The sequence below is a fragment of the Pseudomonas peli genome, from assembly GCF_900099645.1.
Classification (GTDB): domain Bacteria; phylum Pseudomonadota; class Gammaproteobacteria; order Pseudomonadales; family Pseudomonadaceae; genus Aquipseudomonas; species Aquipseudomonas peli.
The window spans coordinates 18,315-37,783 of sequence record NZ_FMTL01000009.1 but is presented as its reverse complement, the minus strand read 5'-3'; the positions used below and the strand labels follow the sequence as shown (position 1 = coordinate 37,783).

19 protein-coding genes, 2 tRNA genes, 1 rRNA gene and 1 pseudogene are annotated in these 19,469 nt (G+C 55.9%); 7 read left to right on the top strand and 16 right to left on the bottom strand.

The window, feature by feature from the left end; translation table 11 throughout:
- Positions 1 to 182 (bottom strand): 16S ribosomal RNA (locus BLO50_RS20785); the annotation flags it as partial.
- A 910-nt stretch (positions 183 to 1,092) separates the two neighbouring features.
- Here BLO50_RS20785 and BLO50_RS20775 point away from each other — a divergent pair.
- Positions 1,093 to 1,530, top strand: a complete 438-nt coding sequence (locus BLO50_RS20775) for a LexA family protein (RefSeq protein WP_143003850.1) — start codon at positions 1,093 to 1,095, stop codon at positions 1,528 to 1,530.
- Entirely contained in the window at positions 1,523 to 2,797 is a 1,275-nt protein-coding gene (gene umuC / locus BLO50_RS20770) for a translesion error-prone DNA polymerase V subunit UmuC (RefSeq protein WP_090256191.1), read from the top strand. Before BLO50_RS20775 ends, umuC begins: the two co-directional genes overlap by 8 nt.
- A 409-nt stretch (positions 2,798 to 3,206) precedes the next feature.
- On the opposite strand, the gene BLO50_RS20765 is transcribed toward umuC, so the two are convergent.
- The 10 genes from BLO50_RS20765 to BLO50_RS20720 all read right to left on the bottom strand — a co-directional run bounded on the left by BLO50_RS20765 (position 3,207) and on the right by BLO50_RS20720 (position 10,981).
- Positions 3,207 to 3,283: transfer RNA gene (locus BLO50_RS20765), tRNA-Pro, on the bottom strand.
- 90 nt (positions 3,284 to 3,373) lie between these two features.
- Positions 3,374 to 3,730 carry a MerR family transcriptional regulator gene (locus BLO50_RS20760; RefSeq protein ID WP_090256190.1) on the bottom strand — a complete coding sequence of 119 codons (357 nt, stop codon included), beginning with the start codon at positions 3,728 to 3,730 and terminating at the stop codon, positions 3,374 to 3,376.
- On the bottom strand, positions 3,711 to 4,013 hold the full coding sequence (gene ihfA, locus BLO50_RS20755; protein WP_003243414.1) for an integration host factor subunit alpha: 303 nt from the start codon (positions 4,011 to 4,013) through the stop codon (positions 3,711 to 3,713). Before ihfA ends, BLO50_RS20760 begins: the two co-directional genes overlap by 20 nt.
- A gap of 3 nt (positions 4,014 to 4,016) precedes the next feature.
- Positions 4,017 to 6,395, bottom strand: a complete 2,379-nt coding sequence (pheT, locus tag BLO50_RS20750) for a phenylalanine--tRNA ligase subunit beta (protein WP_090256189.1) — start codon at positions 6,393 to 6,395, stop codon at positions 4,017 to 4,019.
- A 45-nt stretch (positions 6,396 to 6,440) separates the two neighbouring features.
- Positions 6,441 to 7,457 (bottom strand): phenylalanine--tRNA ligase subunit alpha, encoded by a 1,017-nt coding sequence (pheS, locus tag BLO50_RS20745; protein WP_090256188.1) that lies wholly within the window; start codon positions 7,455 to 7,457, stop codon positions 6,441 to 6,443.
- Positions 7,458 to 7,552: 95 nt separating this feature from the next.
- The gene (rplT, locus tag BLO50_RS20740) at positions 7,553 to 7,909 is read right to left on the bottom strand and encodes a 50S ribosomal protein L20 (protein ID WP_040069108.1); all 357 of its coding nucleotides are present in this window, start codon (positions 7,907 to 7,909) and stop codon (positions 7,553 to 7,555) included.
- A gap of 25 nt (positions 7,910 to 7,934) precedes the next feature.
- Positions 7,935 to 8,129, bottom strand: coding sequence for a 50S ribosomal protein L35 (rpmI, locus tag BLO50_RS20735; protein ID WP_079202156.1), 195 nt, complete (start codon positions 8,127 to 8,129; stop codon positions 7,935 to 7,937).
- Positions 8,130 to 8,189: 60 nt separating this feature from the next.
- Positions 8,190 to 8,741 carry a translation initiation factor IF-3 gene (gene infC, locus BLO50_RS20730; RefSeq protein WP_169852835.1) on the bottom strand — a complete coding sequence of 184 codons (552 nt, stop codon included), beginning with the start codon at positions 8,739 to 8,741 and terminating at the stop codon, positions 8,190 to 8,192.
- Positions 8,741 to 10,663 carry a threonine--tRNA ligase gene (gene thrS / locus BLO50_RS20725; RefSeq protein WP_090256186.1) on the bottom strand — a complete coding sequence of 641 codons (1,923 nt, stop codon included), beginning with the start codon at positions 10,661 to 10,663 and terminating at the stop codon, positions 8,741 to 8,743. The genes infC and thrS overlap by 1 nt, the downstream gene beginning before the upstream one ends.
- 241 nt (positions 10,664 to 10,904) lie before the next feature.
- Positions 10,905 to 10,981 (bottom strand) — tRNA-Val (locus BLO50_RS20720).
- A 186-nt stretch (positions 10,982 to 11,167) separates the two neighbouring features.
- Here BLO50_RS20720 and BLO50_RS20715 point away from each other — a divergent pair.
- Positions 11,168 to 12,451, top strand: a complete 1,284-nt coding sequence (locus tag BLO50_RS20715; protein ID WP_090256185.1) for an NAD(P)/FAD-dependent oxidoreductase — start codon at positions 11,168 to 11,170, stop codon at positions 12,449 to 12,451.
- 66 nt (positions 12,452 to 12,517) lie between these two features.
- Here the strand turns inward: BLO50_RS20715 and BLO50_RS20710 are convergent, their stop codons facing one another.
- Positions 12,518 to 13,078 (bottom strand): PA2778 family cysteine peptidase, encoded by a 561-nt coding sequence (locus BLO50_RS20710; RefSeq protein WP_143003849.1) that lies wholly within the window; start codon positions 13,076 to 13,078, stop codon positions 12,518 to 12,520.
- Here BLO50_RS20710 and BLO50_RS21935 point away from each other — a divergent pair.
- Positions 13,064 to 13,816, top strand: coding sequence for a site-specific integrase (locus BLO50_RS21935; RefSeq protein ID WP_208597447.1), 753 nt, complete (start codon positions 13,064 to 13,066; stop codon positions 13,814 to 13,816). The genes BLO50_RS20710 and BLO50_RS21935 overlap by 15 nt on opposite strands.
- A 95-nt stretch (positions 13,817 to 13,911) precedes the next feature.
- Positions 13,912 to 14,307 carry an ElaB/YgaM/YqjD family protein gene (locus BLO50_RS20700; RefSeq protein WP_090256183.1) on the top strand — a complete coding sequence of 132 codons (396 nt, stop codon included), beginning with the start codon at positions 13,912 to 13,914 and terminating at the stop codon, positions 14,305 to 14,307.
- Between the two features lie 54 nt (positions 14,308 to 14,361).
- On the opposite strand, the gene BLO50_RS20695 is transcribed toward BLO50_RS20700, so the two are convergent.
- From BLO50_RS20695 to BLO50_RS20680, 4 genes and pseudogenes are all read right to left on the bottom strand, one after another.
- The gene (locus BLO50_RS20695; RefSeq protein WP_090256182.1) at positions 14,362 to 16,530 is read right to left on the bottom strand and encodes a catalase; all 2,169 of its coding nucleotides are present in this window, start codon (positions 16,528 to 16,530) and stop codon (positions 14,362 to 14,364) included.
- Between the two features lie 171 nt (positions 16,531 to 16,701).
- Positions 16,702 to 16,983: a hypothetical protein gene (locus tag BLO50_RS20690; RefSeq protein WP_090256181.1), complete on the bottom strand. Its 282-nt coding sequence runs from the start codon at positions 16,981 to 16,983 to the stop codon at positions 16,702 to 16,704.
- Positions 16,970 to 17,518 carry a pyridoxamine 5'-phosphate oxidase family protein gene (locus tag BLO50_RS20685; protein WP_090256180.1) on the bottom strand — a complete coding sequence of 183 codons (549 nt, stop codon included), beginning with the start codon at positions 17,516 to 17,518 and terminating at the stop codon, positions 16,970 to 16,972. The genes BLO50_RS20690 and BLO50_RS20685 overlap by 14 nt, the downstream gene beginning before the upstream one ends.
- Before the next feature lie 235 nt (positions 17,519 to 17,753).
- Positions 17,754 to 18,595 (bottom strand): annotated as a pseudogene (locus tag BLO50_RS20680) (hypothetical protein).
- On the opposite strand from BLO50_RS20680, the gene BLO50_RS22115 reads away from it, so the two are divergent.
- Positions 18,567 to 18,830, top strand: coding sequence for a hypothetical protein (locus tag BLO50_RS22115; RefSeq protein ID WP_143003847.1), 264 nt, complete (start codon positions 18,567 to 18,569; stop codon positions 18,828 to 18,830). The pseudogene BLO50_RS20680 and the gene BLO50_RS22115 overlap by 29 nt on opposite strands.
- A 296-nt stretch (positions 18,831 to 19,126) precedes the next feature.
- Positions 19,127 to 19,453, top strand: a complete 327-nt coding sequence (locus tag BLO50_RS20675) for a hypothetical protein (RefSeq protein ID WP_090256179.1) — start codon at positions 19,127 to 19,129, stop codon at positions 19,451 to 19,453.
- The last annotated feature ends 16 nt before the right edge of the window (positions 19,454 to 19,469 follow it).

The window sequence follows — 19,469 nt, the reverse complement described above, 5'->3', positions numbered from 1 at the left end:
TAGGACGTATGCGGTATTAGCGTCCGTTTCCGAACGTTATCCCCCACCACTAGGCAGATTCCTAGGCATTACTCACCCGTCCGCCGCTCTCAAGAGAAGCAAGCTTCTCTCTACCGCTCGACTTGCATGTGTTAGGCCTGCCGCCAGCGTTCAATCTGAGCCATGATCAAACTCTTCAGTTCAATACTGCTTGGGTTTTGAGAAAACCCTAAACTTAGCTCAGCAATCGTTGGTTACATCTTTGATTTCTCGCGGAGTAACTTGTGATGCTGATAATCTTGCGACTAGCAGTCTTACCTCACAAGCACCCACACGAATTGCTTGATTCAGTTGTTAAAGAGCGGTGGTTAAGTCTTTCGTCTCAACCGAGGCGCGCATTCTACAGCAGCCTCATTCCCCGTCAAGTGATTTCGAAAATTTCTTTTCAATCTCAACCACTTGCGCCTTCGATCAACACCTAGCTTCTCGTCAGCGGGAGGCGAATTCTACAGCGTTTCAAACCGCTGTCAACCGCCTCTTTTACCGCTTTCGATCATCTCGACCGAACCCCCTTCAGACTCAAACACTACCTCCTGAAGAGGAGGCGCATTCTACGCAGCTTTCGCTGCTTTGCAACCCCTTTCTTAAATCTAACTTCTTGTTTTATAAGAAGTTTAAGGAGCTGCTTACGCCTGAAGAGGTGCGCATTATAGGGACTGGCAAACGAAGGTCAATCGTTTATTGCACTTTTGTTTCAACACCCATGAAATCAAAGACTGCAGCCACTCAGCTAGCCACGCGCCGCCTTCAGAAGCGGCAACCCCTTCTTTAAGCCCAGGTAGAGATGCACTGCATCCATATATGAAAGAAGCGACGCATCCCCCCGAGGAAAGCGGCACTAGCCGATCAATAGCAGTGCTGCATACAAACAGCCTGACCAGATCATCAGCATCAGGACCAGAAGCCCCCCCCCCAATCATCAAGCACACAGGTGCGATGCACAAAATTTCGCCACAGAACTCAAACAGCTCGGGGGTGCACGCCGACGAACACCCTTGTCGAATCTAAAAATCACCGGATACTGTATATAAAACCAGTACAGGCGATTCCTCTATGAGCAACGCTCAGATCCTTAGCGAACTACACACCAATTGCACTTACCTTCCATTTTTTGAGGCGCACATTCCCGCCGGCTTTCCCAGTCCTGCCCTGGATCACATGGAACAAAAACTGTCTCTGGACGAGCTTCTCGACATCAATACACCACACACTTATGTCGCGCTGGTAAGCGGTGAAAGCATGAATGGCGCAGGAATCTTCGATGGCGATTACCTGATCGTCAGTCGCGCACTGGAAGCAAAGCCGGGCGACATCGTTGTGGCCTGTCTAAATGGTGATGTATTCGTCAAACGTTTGGGCCGGCACCATAAGTCGTATGTGCTGCAATCCGAGCACCCTGATTACGCACCTCGCTATGTAATTGACGATGACGAACTGATGATTTGGGGGGTTGTGAGTCACAGCCTTAGGAACCACCGCCACCATGCCTGAGCCAGTATTCGCACTAATAGACTGCAACAGCTTCTACGCAAGCTGCGAGCGAGTGTTCCGGCCTGACCTGCAGCACACACCTATCGTGGTACTAAGCAACAACGACGGCTGCGTAATTGCCCGCTCTGCCGATGCTAAGCCCTTCGTAAAAATGGGGGCGCTATTCCATGAAATCCGTGGCGAACTCGACCGTCATGGCATTACGACTTTCAGCAGCAACTACGCACTCTATGGCGACATGAGCGAGCGAGTGATGAGCATCATAGAAGCGCGCCTGCCAGCCGTTGAGGTTTACAGCATTGATGAGGCATTTGCCAACCTTTCCGGGATCACGGAGCCCTTAGAGCACCTATCCAGATCACTCCAAAACGAGATCAGACAGAAAACGGGCATCCCTGTCGGTATCGGTATCGCTGAAACCAAAACCCTGGCGAAACTGGCCAACCATGCTGCCAAACGCTGGCAAAAACAGACCGACGGAGTCGTCGACTTACGTGACCCGATCCGGCGCGACAAGCTACTTAATATCGTGCCCGTAGGAGAAGTCTGGGGAATCGGCGCACACATGCAAACTCATCTAAACGCACTGGGCATCAAAACCGCCTGGGATTTGGCTAGACATGATGCTCGAGAACTGGGCAAGCGCTTCAATGTGGTGATCGAGAAAACCGCACGCGAACTGCGCGGTACTGCCTGTTTAGCACTCGAAGAAACTGAGCCAGCCAAACAGGAGATCTGCTGCAGTCGCTCGTTCGGCAAACGCCTGAAAACCATCGAGCCGATTCAGGAAGCCGTTACTGCATACGCCACCCGAGCGGCTGAAAAACTGCGTCAACAAGGCTCACTGTGTCGGCAGATTCGCATCAGCCTGCGTACCGGTATGTTCAACCCTGCAGAGGCTAAATATGCCAATGGTCTGATTTGCCAGCTGCCCTACCCGACCGACGACACACGCCTTATCACTTCAGCAGCGCGTGAGGGAATCAGCCGGCTTTATCGGAATGGGTTTAGCTATGCCAAAGCTCAGGTACTGCTGCTGGATCTGTGCCGACGTGACGAATACACAAAAGACCTATTTACACCCGAACAACCCCCGAGGACCGAACACCTGATGAAAACACTGGACGCCATCAACGGGCGATGGGGACGCGGGACATTGAAGCCGGCACGAATCACCAAACACACAGAGTGGAGCATGCGTCGGGAGCTGCTATCACCGGCTTACACGACTAGGTGGCAGGACCTATTTAAGGTTAAAGCACAATAGATTTTTAATCTCATTAGAGCCCACCACACGATCTCTCATGCCACGACCACTAGAAGCCATGAGATCTCAGGCTTAAATCACTGTTATCACACCTGTGTTCAAACCAGACTCGCCTTTGAAAATTCAACCTCGGAGACTTTGCCGGTCGCCAAAGACATCGTATAAATAGGCCACTATCGACCTCAACTCGCAGATGACGTGCACCCTGTGGAGCAAGTCGCCACTGACTGATCGTTAAGCCGATGTTTCACACTGCAACCTCCATATAAAACGAAGGTCAACCCGATAGCTGTGTCAGCGATAAGCATTTTAGAAAAGGTAAATGTGGGGCCAAACTTACGCATTGGAAAATAACCGCCCACAAAAAAGCCTAATCAGCATTAGATGATTAGGCTTTTTTGTAAATATATGGTCGGGACGGAGTGATTCGAACACTCGACCCCTAGCACCCCATGCTAGTGCGCTACCGGACTGCGCTACGCCCCGACTAGGCGTGAATCAGTTTTCTTATACCAGAAAACGTCGCGGACTATACATTAAGCTCCTGAAATGTGGAAACTTTTTTGAATAGGGCGACTATTTTCTAAGCACCAACAACACGTCTTCAAGCTCGGTAATCATTTGCTTGATCAGCTGCTTGTACTGGGTGCTGTCATCTTTAGCTTCATCACCCGAAAGACGCTGACGCGCTCCACCGATGGTAAAGCCTTGGTCGTACAAGAGCGCGCGAATCTGCCTAATCATCAACACATCTTGGCGCTGATAATAGCGTCGATTGCCACGCCGTTTAACCGGGTTAAGTTGTGGGAACTCCTGCTCCCAGTAACGCAACACGTGCGGTTTTACAGCACAGAGTTCGCTAACTTCACCGATGGTGAAGTAGCGCTTGCCGGGTATGACGGGCAGTTCGTCGTTATGACTTGGTTCCAGCATACGCCTCGACCCTGGCTTTAAGTTTTTGGCCTGGACGGAAAGTCACGACACGGCGAGCCGTAATCGGAATTTCCTCTCCTGTTTTTGGATTGCGACCGGGGCGCTGACGCTTATCGCGCAAATCAAAGTTACCGAACCCCGAGAGTTTGACCTGTTCGTTGAGCTCCAGCGCTTGGCGGATCTCCTCAAAGAACAGCTCCACCAACTCCTTGGCTTCCCGTTTATTCAGGCCCAGCTCTTCATACAGACGTTCCGCCATCTCAGCTTTCGTCAGAGCCCCCATACGCTACTTCCTTAACGTGGCGTTGAACCTTTGTTCCAGGGAGGTGAGAATATTTTGCATTGTGGTGCTCACCTCATCGTCATTAAGAGTGCGCGATGGATGCTGCCAGGTCAAGCCAACGGCAAGGCTTTTTCTATGAGGATCAATACCTTTACCGTGATACACGTCAAATAGCTTGAGGTCGGTCATCCATTCGCCAGCAGCCTCACGAATTGCACCGAGCAAATCCTGTGCAGGCACGTCACGGTCAACCAGCACAGCCAAGTCACGCCGCACTTCGGGGAACTTAGACAACTCCTGAAACTTTGGCATAACGCCTTGAGTGATCTCAGCCAGCACCAACTCAAACATAAAGACGGTTTGATCTAGGCCGAGCGCTTTCGACAGCTCGGGATGCATCGCACCCAGGAAACCGACTACTCGCCCTTCGCGCTCGATACACGCTGTTTGCCCTGGGTGCAGCGCTGCATGTTCGCCTGGTACGAAGGTGAAGCTATCGCCCGCTCCCGCACTAGCCAGCAAGGCTTCGACATCAGCTTTCACATCATAGAAGTCGACATCATCTCGACCATGCGCCCAACCCTCAGCAAGACGACCGCCACAAATTACGCCCGCCAGCATCGGCTCTTGCTTCAAACCTTCGAGCTGCCCAACAAAACGCAAGCCACTTTCGAACAGGCGCACACGCGACTGTTGACGATTCAAGTTGTGTTCAAGTGCCTTGATCAGACCAGGCCACAAGGAAGAGCGCATTGCTGCCATATCGGCAGAAATAGGGTTCGCCAACATCAGCGGCGCAACACCTGGATTGAATAGCTCGAACAACTTGGGATCAATGAAGCTGTAGGTAATCGCTTCCTGATAACCACGGGCAACCAACAAACGACGCAGTGCAGGCAGGTCGACTGCAGCCTCGGCTTTAGCTTGCGGAGCCAAACGCGCTTGCGGATAACGAACCGGCAAACGGTTATACCCATACAAACGACCCAACTCCTCAATCAAATCGACTTCGAGACTGATGTCGAAGCGATGACTCGGGACATCGACTAGCCACTCACCAGCGCCTTGAGCGGTCACACCGAGACCCAGCGCTGTGAGCAGACGCTCAACTTCAGCGCCCTCCATGTCCATACCCAACATTTGGCTGATGCGTTCGGCTCGCAAGGTAATTGGCGCAATATTGGGCAAGTCGGTGGCACTGGCCACTTCAATGACAGGACCAGCTTCACCACCGACGATATCCAACAGCAGTGCGGTTGCACGCTCCATGGCATGGCGCGCCAGCTGCGAGTCAACACCGCGCTCGAACCGATGCGATGAATCAGTGTGCAGTCCATAGGAACGGGCTTTTCCAGCTACCGCAATGGTGTCGAAGAAAGCACTTTCCAAGAACAGGTCACGCGTTTTAGCACTTACACCGCTATATTCACCGCCCATCACACCGGCAATAGCCAAAGCGCGATTATGGTCAGCAATCACCAGGGTGTCTGCTCGCAGGCTGACTTCTTGCCCATCCAGCAGAACCAGCTTTTCACCCTCTTCAGCCATACGCACGCGGATACCACCATTGATCTCAGCAAGATCAAAAGCATGCATAGGCTGGCCGAGCTCAAGCATTACGTAGTTGGTGATATCAACGGCAGCATCAATGCTACGAATATCGGAGCGACGCAGACGCTCGACCATCCACAGCGGCGTAGGCTTGGACAAGTCGACGTTGCGCACAACCCGCCCCAAGTAGCGCGGGCATGCTTGAGGGACCAAGACATCAACCGAGCGTACTTCGTCATGGGAAGCCGCAACCGGAGCGACCGACACGGGCACCACAGTCGCGCCGTAGATCGCGCCCACTTCACGAGCCAAGCCGGCCAGCGACAGACAATCACCACGATTCGGGGTCAAACCGATTTCGATGCTGGCATCGTCCAAGCCCAGATAAATGCGTATGTCCTGACCAACAGGTGCATCCGCCGCCAGCTCCATGAGCCCACTGTTGTCATCACTGACCTGCAGTTCGGAAGCCGAACAGAGCATCCCCTGAGACTCCACGCCACGCAACTTGGCCTGTTTGATCTTGAAACCACCAGGCAACTCAGCGCCGATCATGGCGAAGGGAATCTTGATGCCGGCGCGAGCGTTTGGCGCACCACAAACGACTTGGAATGTTTCACTGCCATTACTAACTTGGCAGACACGCAGCTTGTCAGCATCAGGGTGCTGTTCAGCGTTAAGAATCTCGCCCACCACAACGCCACTGAATTGACCTGCCACAGGCGTTACCGCATCGACTTCCAGACCGACCATCGATAGGCGGGCCACCAACTCATCGCGCGCAACATCCGGATTTACCCAGCTACGCAGCCATTGTTCACTGAATTTCATACTGTCTGTTCTCCTGAACCAATTCGATTACGGAATGCGAGAGCGCTAGCGAAATTGCGCCAGAAACCGCAGGTCGTTATCAAAGAACAGCCGTAGATCGTTAACGCCGTAACGCAGCATGGCCAGACGCTCAACCCCCATGCCGAAGGCGAAGCCGGAGTATTTCTCTGGATCAATGCCAGACATGCGCAGCACATTCGGGTGCACCATGCCGCAGCCCATGACTTCCAGCCAACCGGTCTGCTTGCACACACGGCAGCCTTTACCGCTGCACATCACGCACTGCATATCGACTTCGGCCGATGGCTCGGTGAACGGGAAGAACGAGGGCCGGAAACGTACACCCAGCGGCTTCTCGAAGAACACTCGAAGGAACTCTTCGATGGTGCCCTTGAGGTCAGCAAAGCTCACACCCTCATCGACCAGCAGGCCTTCTACCTGGTGAAACATCGGCGAGTGAGTGATATCGGAATCGCAGCGATAAACACGGCCGGGGCAAACGATGCGGATAGGCGGCTGCTGAGACTCCATGGTGCGCACTTGGACCGGAGAAGTGTGGGTGCGCAGCAACATATTCGCGTTGAAATAAAAGGTGTCATGCATCGCCCGAGCCGGGTGATGGCCTGGGATATTGAGTGCTTCAAAGTTGTGATAGTCGTTTTCCACTTCCGGGCCTTCGGCAATGCCGTAGCCAATACGGGTGAAAAACTGCTCAACGCGCTCCAGCGTCCGGGTGACTGGATGCAGACCACCAGAGGTCTGACCACGGCCCGGTAGGGTCACGTCGATTTTTTCGGCGGCGAGCTTGGCGCTCAGCGCGGCCTGTTCCAGAGTTGCCTTACGGCTGTTCAGCGCATCCTGAACCTGATCCTTGGCGGCATTGATCAACGCACCGGCTTGCGGGCGTTCTTCTGCCGACAGATTGCCCAGGGTCTTCATCACCTGAGTCAATTCGCCTTTCTTGCCCAGATAGTGAACCCGCAATTGCTCCAGGGCATTCACATCGTCGGTGTGGCTAACGGCCTCAAGCGCTTGCGAGACCAGCACATCCAGATTTTCCATTTACAGACTCCAGATACGAAATAGGGGAAGAGCTTGAAGGCTCTTCCCCTATTGGTGACGTTTAGCACCGGGCGAGCCCGGTGATTGTCGGGGACTTAAGCCAGTACGGCTTTCGCTTTCTCGACAATCGCAGCAAACGCCGCTTTTTCGTTCACTGCCAGATCAGCCAGTACCTTACGGTCGATCTCGATGGACGCTTTTTTCAGGCCGGCAATGAAACGGCTGTAGGACAGGCCGTTAACACGAGCACCAGCGTTGATACGAGCGATCCACAGAGCGCGGAACTGACGTTTTTTCTGGCGACGGTCGCGGTAGGCGTACTGGCCTGCCTTGATCACCGCTTGCTTGGCAACGCGGAATACGCGTGAGCGTGCGCCGTAGTAGCCTTTAGCGAGTTTCAGAATTTTTTTGTGACGCTTGCGAGCGATAACGCCGCGCTTAACACGAGCCATGAGTAATTTCCTCTATCTTGACCGATTAACGAACGCGCAGCATGCGCGCCACTTTTGCTACGTCAGACGGATGCACCATGGTGCTACCGCGTAGTTGACGCTTACGCTTAGTGGACATCTTGGTCAGGATGTGGCTCTTGAAAGCGTGCTTGTGCTTGAAGCCGTTAGCGGTTTTGAGAAAACGCTTGGCTGCACCACTCTTAGTTTTCATCTTTGGCATGTTCGGATACTCCGCATTCAGTTGATAAACATAACCGCAAGGCCTGCCGTGCCCTGGTGGTTATTTCTTCTTTTTGGGGGCGATGACCATTATCAGCTGGCGTCCTTCCATCTTTGGATGCTGTTCAACGGTGCCGTATTCAGCAAGGTCACCTTCAACCCGCTTTAACAACTCCATGCCCAGCTCCTGATGCGCCATCTCACGACCGCGGAATCGAAGCGATACCTTGGCCCTGTCCCCATCACTAAGGAAACGTACCAGGTTGCGTAGTTTTACCTGGTAATCCCCTTCCTCCGTCCCTGGACGAAACTTAATTTCTTTAACCTGAATCTGCTTCTGGTTTTTCTTTGCAGCAGCAATCTGCTTCTTCTTTTCGAAGATCGATTTGCCGTAGTCCATCAGCTTGCAAACAGGTGGCACTGCATCGGCAGAAATCTCTACCAGATCCAGCTTGGCCTCTTCGGCCTTAAGAAGCGCGTCTTCAATTGACACAATCCCAAGCTGCTCACCTTCAGCGCCAATTAACCGAACCTCGCGTGCCGAGATATTCTCGTTGATCGGGGCCTTCGGTGCAGCTCGTTTATCTTGTCTCATTTCACGCTTAATAATGATTACTCCAAATCTTGGCGACCACGCCGGGAAACCGCCTGCGCAAGAAATTCAGCGAATTGAGTGACGGGCATTGAGCCCAGATCAGCACCTTCACGGGTACGCACGGCGACAGTTTTCGTCTCAACCTCCCGATCTCCGATAACCAAGAGATAGGGAACCTTGAGCAAAGTATGCTCGCGGATTTTAAAGCCTATCTTCTCGTTCCTCAAGTCAGACTTGGCACGAAATCCGCTTTGATTGAGCGTTTTTTCTACTTCGAGGGCAAAATCGGCCTGTTTATCCGTGATATTCATCACCACAGCCTGAGTCGGCGCCAGCCAAGCCGGGAACGCCCCTTCGTAGTGCTCGATCAAAATCCCGATGAATCGCTCGAACGAACCGAGAATCGCCCGGTGCAACATAACCGGCACTTTACGGCTGTTGTCTTCGGAAACGTAGCTCGCTTCTAGGCGCTGCGGCATATTCGGATCGTACTGCAGCGTACCGCACTGCCAAGCGCGACCAAGGCAATCAAGCAGCGTGAACTCGATCTTCGGACCGTAGAACGCACCCTCGCCCGGCAGGTACTCCCAAGGCAGGCCGGCTTCATTCAGCGCATTGGCCAGCGCCTCTTCGGCGCGATCCCAGAACGCATCATCACCCACACGCTTGGCTGGGCGCGTGGAGAGCTTCATCTTGACGTCGCTGAAGCCGAAGTCCGCGTACACCTGCAAGGTCAGCTTGATGAAATCCGCCGCCTCCTTCTTGACCTGCTCTTCTGTACAGAAGATATGCGCATCATCCTGCGTAAAGCCACGCACGCGCATGATGCCATGCAGGGCGCCGGAGGCTTCATTACGATGACAGGAGCCAAACTCAGCAAGACGCAGCGGCAGCTCACGGTAGCTCTTGAGCCCCTGATTGAATATCTGCACGTGGCACGGGCAGTTCATCGGCTTAATTGCGTAATCGCGACTTTCCGACTGAGTGGTGAACATGTTGTCAGCGTAATTGCCCCAGTGCCCGGATTTCTCCCACAGCACACGATCAACCACCTGCGGCGTGCGCACTTCCTGATAGCCATTCTCGCGCTGCACACCACGCATGTACTGCTCAAGTACCTGATAGATAGTCCAGCCATTGGGGTGCCAGAACACCATGCCCGGCGCTTCTTCCTGGGTATGGAACAAGTCGAGGCGCTTACCGATCTTGCGATGGTCGCGCTTCTCGGCCTCTTCGATACGCTGGATATAAGCCGCCAACTGCTTCTTATCAGCCCAAGCCGTGCCATACACGCGCTGTAACTGCTCGTTCTTGGCATCGCCGCGCCAGTAGGCACCGGACAACTTGGTCAGTTTAAACGCTTTGAGGAAGCGCGTATTCGGCACATGCGGGCCACGGCACATGTCGACGTATTCTTCGTGGTAGTACAGACCCATGGCCTGCTCGTCCGGCATGTCTTCAACCAGACGCAACTTGTACTCTTCACCACGAGCGGTGAAGACATCAATAACTTCAGCGCGTGGCGTCACTTTCTTAATGACGTCGTAGTCCTTCTCGATCAGCTGCTGCATGCGCTGCTCGATTGCCGCCACATCATCTAGAGTAAAAGGACGCTCAGAGGCGATGTCGTAGTAGAAACCTTCGTCAATGACCGGACCGATCACCATCTTGGCAGCAGGAAACAGCTGCTTGACCGCATGACCAATCAAATGCGCACAGGAGTGGCGAATGATTTCCAGGCCTTCCTGATCTTTTGGCGTAATGATTTGCAGAGTTGCGTCGCTATCAATCAGATCACAGGCATCAACCAACTTGCCATTGACCTTGCCAGCTACCGTGGCCTTAGCCAGGCCAGCACCAATAGATTGCGCCACCTCGAGTACGGATACCGGGTGATCGAACGAACGCTGACTGCCGTCGGGAAGAGTAATGATGGGCATGGCGCCTCCTCTCCTAGTGGTGACCTCTACCAAAGGCCACATGGGTTGGGATGAGCCAGTAAGCGATGCGGCGGTAAACCTGCCTTACAATGGCAGGAGCTTTTCAGCCAACCAAAACCGAACCGGGGTCACTGGAGGTTTGAAACAACGATTAACCGCACGGATGCTTGCAGAAAGCCGCGCTTGCTGGCAAGAACCCAATAAAAAAGGGCCGCCTAAGCGACCCTTTTTCTACCAAATTTGGTAGGCACGATTGGACTCGAACCAACGACCCCCACCATGTCAAGGTGGTGCTCTAACCAACTGAGCTACGTGCCTACGATGGGTGCGCATTCTACGGCCGCGCAAAAAACTGTCAACCTATTTTTTACGCTAACTGTCTGAATAACTGAATTTTTTACTGTTCTACAGCGCGTTTAATATTTCGCACAGGCCACTAGCCGGGCATTTTCAACTCAGGTAGCATCTGCCCATTCGTAAAAAATAAAGAACAGAGGTTGCAAAATGGCGCACACAGCTTATCCACAATCCTATTACGCGGCCTCCGCCAATCCGGTACCGGAGCGCCCAGAATTGAATGGTGAAGTCGAGACTGACGTGTGCATCGTCGGCGCGGGCTACACCGGTCTATCCACCGCCATCGCCCTGCTTGAGAGTGGCTTCAAGGTCAGCATCGTCGAGGCAGCCAAGGTCGGTTTTGGCGCATCGGGTCGTAATGGCGGACAGATCGTTAACAGCTACAGCCGCGATATCGACGTGATCGAACGCAGTGTCGGCCCCAAGCAGGCGAAACTGCTGGGCGATATGGCGTTCGAAGGCGGCCGCATCATTCGCGAACGCATCGCCAAGTACAACATCCAGTGCGACCTCAAGGACGGTGGCGTCTTCGCTGCTAACACCCCAAAGCACATGAAACACCTGGAATCGCAGAAAAAGCTTTGGGAACGCTACGGCCATACTCAGTTGGAACTGATGGACGCCAAGCGCATTCGTGAAGTGGTGGACAGCGACGCCTATGTCGGCGGCATGCTCGACATGAGTGGCGGCCACATACACCCGCTCAATCTGGCCCTGGGTGAAGCGGCTGCAGTTGAGTCGCTGGGCGGCGTGATCTATGAACAATCCCCCGCTATCCGCATTGACCGCGGCGCCAACCCTGTAGTGCACACGCCTAACGGCCGGATCAAAGCCAAGTTCGTGGTCGTCGCCGGTAACGCCTATCTGGGCAACCTGATTCCGGAGCTGTCGGCCAAGTCGATGCCGTGCGGTACCCAGGTGATCACCACCGAACCCCTGTCTGCTGAACTGGCGAAAAGCTTGCTGCCGCAGGATTACTGCGTCGAAGATTGCAACTACCTGCTCGACTACTACCGCCTGACCAGCGACAAGCGCCTGATCTTCGGCGGCGGCGTGGTCTACGGCGCACGCGATCCGGCGAACATCGAGGCGATTATTCGCCCGAAAATGCTTAAAGCCTTCCCACAGCTGAAGGATGTGAAGATCGACTACGCCTGGACCGGCAACTTCCTGCTGACCTTGTCGCGCCTGCCGCAGGTCGGCCGCCTGGGCGACAACATCTACTACTCGCAGGGCTGCAGCGGCCACGGCGTGACCTACACCCACTTAGCCGGCAAAGTGCTGGCTGAAGCCCTGCGCGGCCAAGCAGAACGCTTCGACGCCTTCGCCGATCTGCCGCATTACCCCTTCCCCGGCGGCCGCCTGTTCCAAGTGCCATTCAGCGCTCTGGGTGCCTGGTACTACACCCTGCGTGACAAACTGGGCGTCTAAAGCACAGCCCGCAAACAGAAACGGCACCTCAAGAGGTGCCGTTTTACATTCTATCTTTCGACGATTTTACAACTGTGTATTCGGCCAGACCTGACGCGCCGTGCGCAACGCCCGCTGCGCCGCAGTCGCACGACCTTGCTTTTGCAATTCCTGCGCGGCCGCCATCCACGTCTGTTTGTGTGGTTGCGCAGGCAACTGATCGGTAGGCATGACCAATACAGCCCAGCGCCCCGCCTCACCCCACGCATCGTCGAAGCTGGCAAAGCTGGTGTACCAACGCCGGGTGTTGCCAGAGCGCAGCACCAGTGTGCGCTCACGCTGGTCATAGCCAACCAACAGCGCAAACTGCGCGCCCGGCCCGCCAAATAAACGATCCTGCATCACCAGCACTGGATGCCCTGCCGACACTTGCTGCATCAGCGCATCCAGGTTGCCAGGCAAGGGGTAGACCAGCAGATCATAAGAGCGCGCTGCCGCTTCAAGGCCGACTTGTGCGCTTTGTCCCTTGGCCAATTGCTGAATGCGCTCATCCACCAGGCCGGGGCTACTGATCACACCATGATGATTGAGTAACGCCGCCAACGCCGAAGGCCCGCCCTGCGCATCACTGAGTTGAAAAAACGGCACATCAGCCAACTCGACCCGCTCGGGCAAGCGCTTGGTCTCAGGCTGCAGCTGCGGCCCGCCAGCGCAGGCAGCGAGCAGAAAAAACAGGGCTACTGGCAGAAGCTTTACTACGCGCACAGACTGAAACATCACTCACCCACTGGCTTGTTTGTGGCGCAGAGCATAACGATGAAGTGCCGATGCCCCAACCTATCTACACAAAATGCCGAGTTTCCGGCAGAAATTGCCCACGTCATACGCACAAACGAAAACCATCTCCAGGCCGATAAACAGCCCGGCATTGCACCCAACGCTGCCTTTACCCGGCACACCACCGAATTACGACCGCCGCCCTTGCGCTCGCCGTCAAACAAACAGCCCCCAATGCCCAATAACTTTGCACCTGTCAGCACGGTTCTAACCGCGCTTTCTCGGCGCTTCTCCGTTATTGAGGTTCAGAGGCGTCCTCGAAACCAGGAACGACTCACATTGATTTATCGCAGGAGGAAAAACCTGCAGGCAGTTCAACTGCTTGGCCATACGAAGCTGGAAAACACCGTTCATTACCTGGGGATCGAGGTCGATGATGCCCTGGAGCGGCGGAGCAGACAGAAATTTGAACATGCACAGCAACAGTCGATGCAAGGCCGTCGCAATGCGGCCAGATGCGGTTATCAGCTGCTAAAAAGTTGGGTGGAACGCCAATTTATAGAATTACTGCACTCCGTTTGCTGGCCCACAGACGCCCCCGCGCATTGAGTCCAGCTTAGGGGTTCACAGCGTCAGTCGGACTCGCCTGCGAGCCACTGCGCACTCGTCGCCTTGCGACAGCTGGATCGGTAACAGGAGTCACCATGGACAATCCAACTCATAAAGGAAATTCCGGGGTTAACAGCCTCGGCGGCGGCGTTGGTCCTATAGTCGCGGGGCCCGCTGCACGCGGCGAGACAAGCCCTCCAGAAGCAGATGTTGCGCAGCAGTTCCATACGTTTATCGCCGACATCGAGGACCTGGTCAAAGATGCCACTTCGCTGACGGGTGACGAATTGGCCCAGGCCAAGTTCAAGCTGAGTGCGCGTATCGCCACGGCCAAAGCCGCCACGGAGACTGGCGCGAGCAACATCATGCAGCGTGCCCGGCATACTGCCGCGGCGACCAACAGTTATGTCCACAAGCAGCCCTGGAAAGCCGTAGGCACCGGTGCGGCGCTGGCCTTCCTGCTGGCTCGTGCACTGAGCAAACGCGGCTGAAACCCCATCAACCGGTCGCAATGCGCGACCGGTTGATCCCCGCCACAGGGCTGATCAGGCCACGATTACCGCCATATCCGGACGCTCTGTCACTCGATGCTTGGCAATAGCCGCGAGAAAGCTTTCGACAAAATCGCCATTGACCATCTTGCCAGATGCCGTAATCACCCCAGGCCCTTGGAAGGCGCCCCCCTGATTACCGTTGGAGTGTGCAGCCTTGTCGATCAACATAGCGCCGTCGTCGGTGGCGGCAATGGGTTTGCCGTGTTTATAGGCCTCTTTGACGAACAGCAGGGCGTGGGCATTGTTGCATAGCGCATCAACACTCTTGGCGCCCCCCGGCACATAGACGGCATCGAACTGCACGGAGCCAACGGTTGGCAGGCTGTGATCCACCTTCAGGGGATTCCCCGTGCTGCTGCGGATCTCGCCCAGCTGCGGCGCAATCACTTTCAGCGTGGCGCCAGCTGCTGTCAGAGCGACGCGCAGACTCTCCAGGGGCGTGCCATCAACATCGTTGGCCACCAGTACCGCTACCTTACGCCCGATGAGGGAGCCTTTGCGGGTCGTGACCATGCTTAGCGCGGCGTCCATAGCGGGTTTATCAGTGTGCGGCAGATTTTCTGCGCCAGCCGGCGGCGGTGGTACGGACATGCCCAGGCCATCGGCGACCCGCTGAGCCAAAGCAGCGTCGACCTGAGTCAGGTTGGCCAGCATGCGTTCACGAATGGCAGGCACCGTGACCTTGCCCAATTCGAAACAGAAGGCATCGACGATATGCGCCTGCTCCCAGTCTGCCTGGCTGCGCCAGAACAACCCGGGCTGGGAGAAGTGATCGGCAAAGCTGGGGCTGCGCACCCGGACTTTTTCACCTTGCATGGGCTCGGCATGGCTGACGAAACCGCCCTGCTCCCACGGCCGCTGCATCGGGCAACCGCCGCCCAGCGTATTGGGCTCGTAACTGACGCGCCCGCGTACGATCGCCTGACGCATATGGCCGTCGCGCTGGTTGTTGGCCACTGCCGCGATGGGCCGATTGATCGGCAGCTCATGAAAGTTCGGGCTACCAAGGCGCGACAACTGGGTATCCGAATAGGAAAACAGCCGGCCCTGCAGCAGCGGATCGTTGCTGAAGTCGATACCCGGCACCAGATGGCCTGGGTGAAAGGCCACCTGCTCGGTTTCCGCGAAGTAGTTGTCGGGGTTGCGATTGAGGGTCAGCTTGCCAATCAGCTGCACCGGCACCAGGGATTCGGGGATCAGCTTGGTGGCATCGAGCAGGTCGAAATCGAACATATGCTCGTCCTCTTCGGCGACGATCTGCACGCCCAGCTCCCACTCGGGATAACGCCCCTCGTCAATGGATTCCCACAGGTCGCGGCGGTGAAAGTCGGCGTCTTTACCCGCCAGTTTGACCGCCTCATCCCACACCAGCGAGTGCACGCCGAGCACAGGCTTCCAGTGGAATTTGACGAAACTGGCGCTGCCGGCGGCGTCGATAAACCGGAAAGTGTGTACGCCGAAGCCTTCCATCATCGCGAAGCTGCGCGGAATGGCGCGGTCCGACATCAGCCACATCACCGTGTGGCTGGATTCCGGCACCATGGAGATAAAGTCCCAAAAGGTATCGTGGGCAGATGAGGCCTGGGGTATCTCGTTGTGCGGCTCAGGTTTGACGGCATGAATGAGGTCGGGAAACTTGATCGCATCCTGAATAAAGAACACCGGCATGTTGTTGCCGACCAGGTCGAAATTACCCTCCTCGGTGTAGAACCTCACCGAGAAGCCGCGCACGTCACGCGCCGTATCCATAGAGCCCCGCGAGCCCGCGACAGTGGAGAAGCGCACAAACACCGGGGTTTTCAGGCTGGGGTCCTGCAGAAACCCGGCTTTGGTCAGACCGCTCATCGACTCATACACCTCAAACACGCCATGGGCGCCGGCACCGCGTGCATGCACCACGCGCTCGGGGATGCGTTCATGGTCAAAGTGCATGATCTTTTCGCGCAGGATGTGATCTTCCAGCAGCGTCGGGCCGCGCACACCGGCGCGTAACGAGTTCTGGTTGTCACTGATCAGCAACCCTTGGTTGGTGGTCAGCGATTCACCCGGCAACTCGGCAAGTACGGCGGCCGCCTGCTCGGAGCGGTTGGCATCGGCTGGGGATGGTGCGAGGCCGGTCAGGTTCTCTGAAGCGGGGTCATCGTTAGTGCGCTTGCTCATGGGAACGCTCCTGAAGAATTGAGCGTGGCGAACGCTCGCCTCAAACAGCAGGGTCACGGGCTCCACGCGGTATGTGTGGTGGTCTGGGGGAGCAGGCTTAGGGCAATCGGCGACAAGGCTGATCGCGCACATCAAGCGACTACAGAAAAGCCAGGGGCATGCGGCGGCGGGTCAATTGCTGACGCCTTTCACCACGCGCTCTTTGATACTCAGGCGAAAGCGGGTTTCTTGCGGTTGCAACACATGGGTACGCAAATGCCGGTTGCAGATAAACCAGATTTCGTCACGATCATTGGCAAGCACGAAATACGCATCGCTGGTTTCCGAGGGGTTGTAGAGCCCCATCGCCCGGTAGGCATTGTCTGTTGAGAAACCACTGTCCAACGGCAAGGGCTTGGGTCCGTCGGGCAGTTCCTCGACACGCAGATAAAGGCCCTGCTCAAAGAACATCATGTGGCTGCCTCCGCTGCATCAAGCTTCCATCTAGGCGGTAACTAGACACAGAACATTCGTGGTTTACCGAAGGCACTTTTGCGCCAAATACCGATGTCAGCATCGCCAACAAGCGGGCCATCAGGCTCTGCGGAGCCTGCCAGTAAACTGCCGATTGCGGGGTGAACTTGAGCAGTGCCGGGTTATCCAGGGCTGTTGGCACATTGAAACGTGGCGAATTGAGCTGCCCCAGCCAGATCGAGCCCAGTAGGTATTCGGAACATAAATCTTCCGCGTACAGCTCGCCTCGGCCGGACAAAGACACGCGCTGGCTGCCCGCTGCATCGGCAAATGTCAGATTGAGGCTCAGCATATGCGCTGCAGGAAGGCTGAGTGGATCAGTGGAAAACCACAAGGCGCCACAGTCGTCCATTTCCCAGCGCGACATGCGGCTGCTGAGCAAAACGCCCTGCTCGTCCACAGTGCTGAGCGTGGCAACCGACATACGTTCCATCATGCTGCGCAGCTGCGCGCCGGCTTGGCTCTGAGTATTCACGGACAACTCCTGTACTGGGATAGGCGCGAACCTGGGCGTTGAGCAACTACGTGGAATGCTCGCTGCACGATGTAGCTGGCAAATACTGAGCAGACTGCCTCACGAGAAGCGGTCAGGCCGCAGGTGTCCTAGAACACAAAGATGGCCAACAGGATGATGATGGGGATCGGAATCCCGAGAAATAACAGCAGTAGTGAGCGCATGGCAGTCTCCGGTCATTGAGTAAAAGGGCTGATCAAGCGTCGCGCTGACGGCCGCCTACGGCGCGGCAAAGCTGGCAACGAAAGCGCCGATCAGCAGCGAGATAAACAACCAGATCGCGGCATAAGCAGAAGCTTTGCGGGCGCTATCAGCAGACTCGCGGACACTGGTTTCTGCTTCGTTGAGGGCTGTTTGCAAGCGGGTAAAGGTCTCGCTGACCCGCTGCTCGGCTTCGGGCTGAGTCAGGCCGGTGCGCTGGGCGACAACCTGGCCGACATAGCTGACATCCTCTGCCGGCATCGCGCCGGTGCGCAGCGAATTCATAAAGATGCGCGTGACTTCGCCCATGGCGATCGCCGTTTCTTGTTGCGAGGTCAGCGCACGTTGCTCAGTGCCCAGCGGCGCGGACATGGCGTTAACGTCGCGACGAAACAGGGTGTCGAGGAAGTAGCCAACCGAGCCACTGCTAGTCTCGTCAGTGGCCATTTGCGAGCCTGCCGATACACTGCCGGCAGTCGCCACGATGGCGGTCGTGGCAACACCACCGGCCACCGAGGCACCGGCTTGCACGCCACCGTTGACGATGGCGCCAATCACCGAGGTGAGCAAGGTAGCGGTTGCCAGCGAGGCTATAGCCCAGGCCAGGAAGCCATGCGCGGTATCGCGAAAGAACACCTCGTCGGTGTGCAGCTCAATCCACTTGGTGCGCAGACGACCCGCCAGGTATCCCCCCATGCCGGCGGCCAGCAGTTGGGTCAGGGTAATCCAGATAATCGTGGTCACACCGAACGTCGTGGCACTGACCCCGTCATGAGCCCATGGCGATATCGAAGACAGGCCCAAGCCGGTGCCCAAGATCAGCAGGATCAGCGACAACGCAGCTGCAGCCGCTGCACCAGCAAATATCGCGCCCCATGAAACAGCACTGGCTGAAAGCTGCTGCGTGTCGACAGCCGTTCTCAAAGTGCCGTATGTCGCGTTCTGTTCGCTTGCTGTGTTCATGGCGATCTCGATTGAACCCAACGTCGCGCGAGATTGCAGCGAGCTGGAGACGAGACAATTGCATCGGATAGACGCCACGTCGGTGCGCTATCGCGCAAAGGAAAATTGATATTACCGAGGGCTTTTTCAATATCAGGGGGATATCAATACAGCCCTAAGTCACTTTTCTTCAGCGAAAGATCGAACTGCAAACCGCTCGATGCCGTTGAATGGTGCAACGTACGCGCTTGGGGTGGAGCAAGGAAAACCCAGGCAAAGGGGTTGTCACGCGCAACTACACAGGCTTGAACATGGCACCACTGTTCGACCTTTCCCCACAACTCTGCCGCAATACAACGATAAGCAGTTGGCGTGCGAAGCGAAGCGTGTAGAATCCCGCGCCCCAAAAATGCAGGAGACAACACGTTGGCTATTCACTACACCGCGTCCGCGGAAAATGTCGCATGTGGACGCACCGGCTCGAACCTGAGCAGCACCCAGGATGTCACTCAGGTTTCATGCAAGCTGTGCCTGCGCAGCGTTGAAAAAGGCACTGCCGAACCTGTCCGTAAAACCCCCAGTCTTGCTGAACTTAGAGCCGCCGCAAAAGCGGCGAAGGCTGCTGCCGCAGCGGCTGAAATGGTAAAGCCAACCGCAACCCTGAAACCCCGCGCCGAATGGCAGCAACGCCTGGAGCAACTGCCGGGTAGAAACCGCATCCCGCGCGGGATGGCTCGGCAGGTATTTGTTTAAGCGCGGCGGGCCAATT

Bases quoted from the DNA above. Each gene is read 5' to 3' on its own strand.
- BLO50_RS20700 (WP_090256183.1), top strand. From the start codon at position 13,912: ATGGACAATCCAACTCATAAAGGAAATTCCGGGGTTAACAGCCTCGGC.
- umuC (WP_090256191.1), top strand. From the start codon at position 1,523: ATGCCTGAGCCAGTATTCGCACTAATAGACTGCAACAGCTTCTACGCA.
- thrS (WP_090256186.1), bottom strand. From the start codon at position 10,663: ATGCCCATCATTACTCTTCCCGACGGCAGTCAGCGTTCGTTCGATCAC.
- BLO50_RS20690 (WP_090256181.1), bottom strand. From the start codon at position 16,983: ATGATGTTCTTTGAGCAGGGCCTTTATCTGCGTGTCGAGGAACTGCCC.
- BLO50_RS20775 (WP_143003850.1), top strand. From the start codon at position 1,093: ATGAGCAACGCTCAGATCCTTAGCGAACTACACACCAATTGCACTTAC.
- rplT (WP_040069108.1), bottom strand. From the start codon at position 7,909: ATGGCTCGTGTTAAGCGCGGCGTTATCGCTCGCAAGCGTCACAAAAAA.
- pheT (WP_090256189.1), bottom strand. From the start codon at position 6,395: ATGAAATTCAGTGAACAATGGCTGCGTAGCTGGGTAAATCCGGATGTT.
- BLO50_RS20760 (WP_090256190.1), bottom strand. From the start codon at position 3,730: ATGCTGGAACCAAGTCATAACGACGAACTGCCCGTCATACCCGGCAAG.
- pheS (WP_090256188.1), bottom strand. From the start codon at position 7,457: ATGGAAAATCTGGATGTGCTGGTCTCGCAAGCGCTTGAGGCCGTTAGC.
- ihfA (WP_003243414.1), bottom strand. From the start codon at position 4,013: ATGGGGGCTCTGACGAAAGCTGAGATGGCGGAACGTCTGTATGAAGAG.
- rpmI (WP_079202156.1), bottom strand. From the start codon at position 8,129: ATGCCAAAGATGAAAACTAAGAGTGGTGCAGCCAAGCGTTTTCTCAAA.
- BLO50_RS20695 (WP_090256182.1), bottom strand. From the start codon at position 16,530: ATGAGCAAGCGCACTAACGATGACCCCGCTTCAGAGAACCTGACCGGC.
- BLO50_RS20715 (WP_090256185.1), top strand. From the start codon at position 11,168: ATGGCGCACACAGCTTATCCACAATCCTATTACGCGGCCTCCGCCAAT.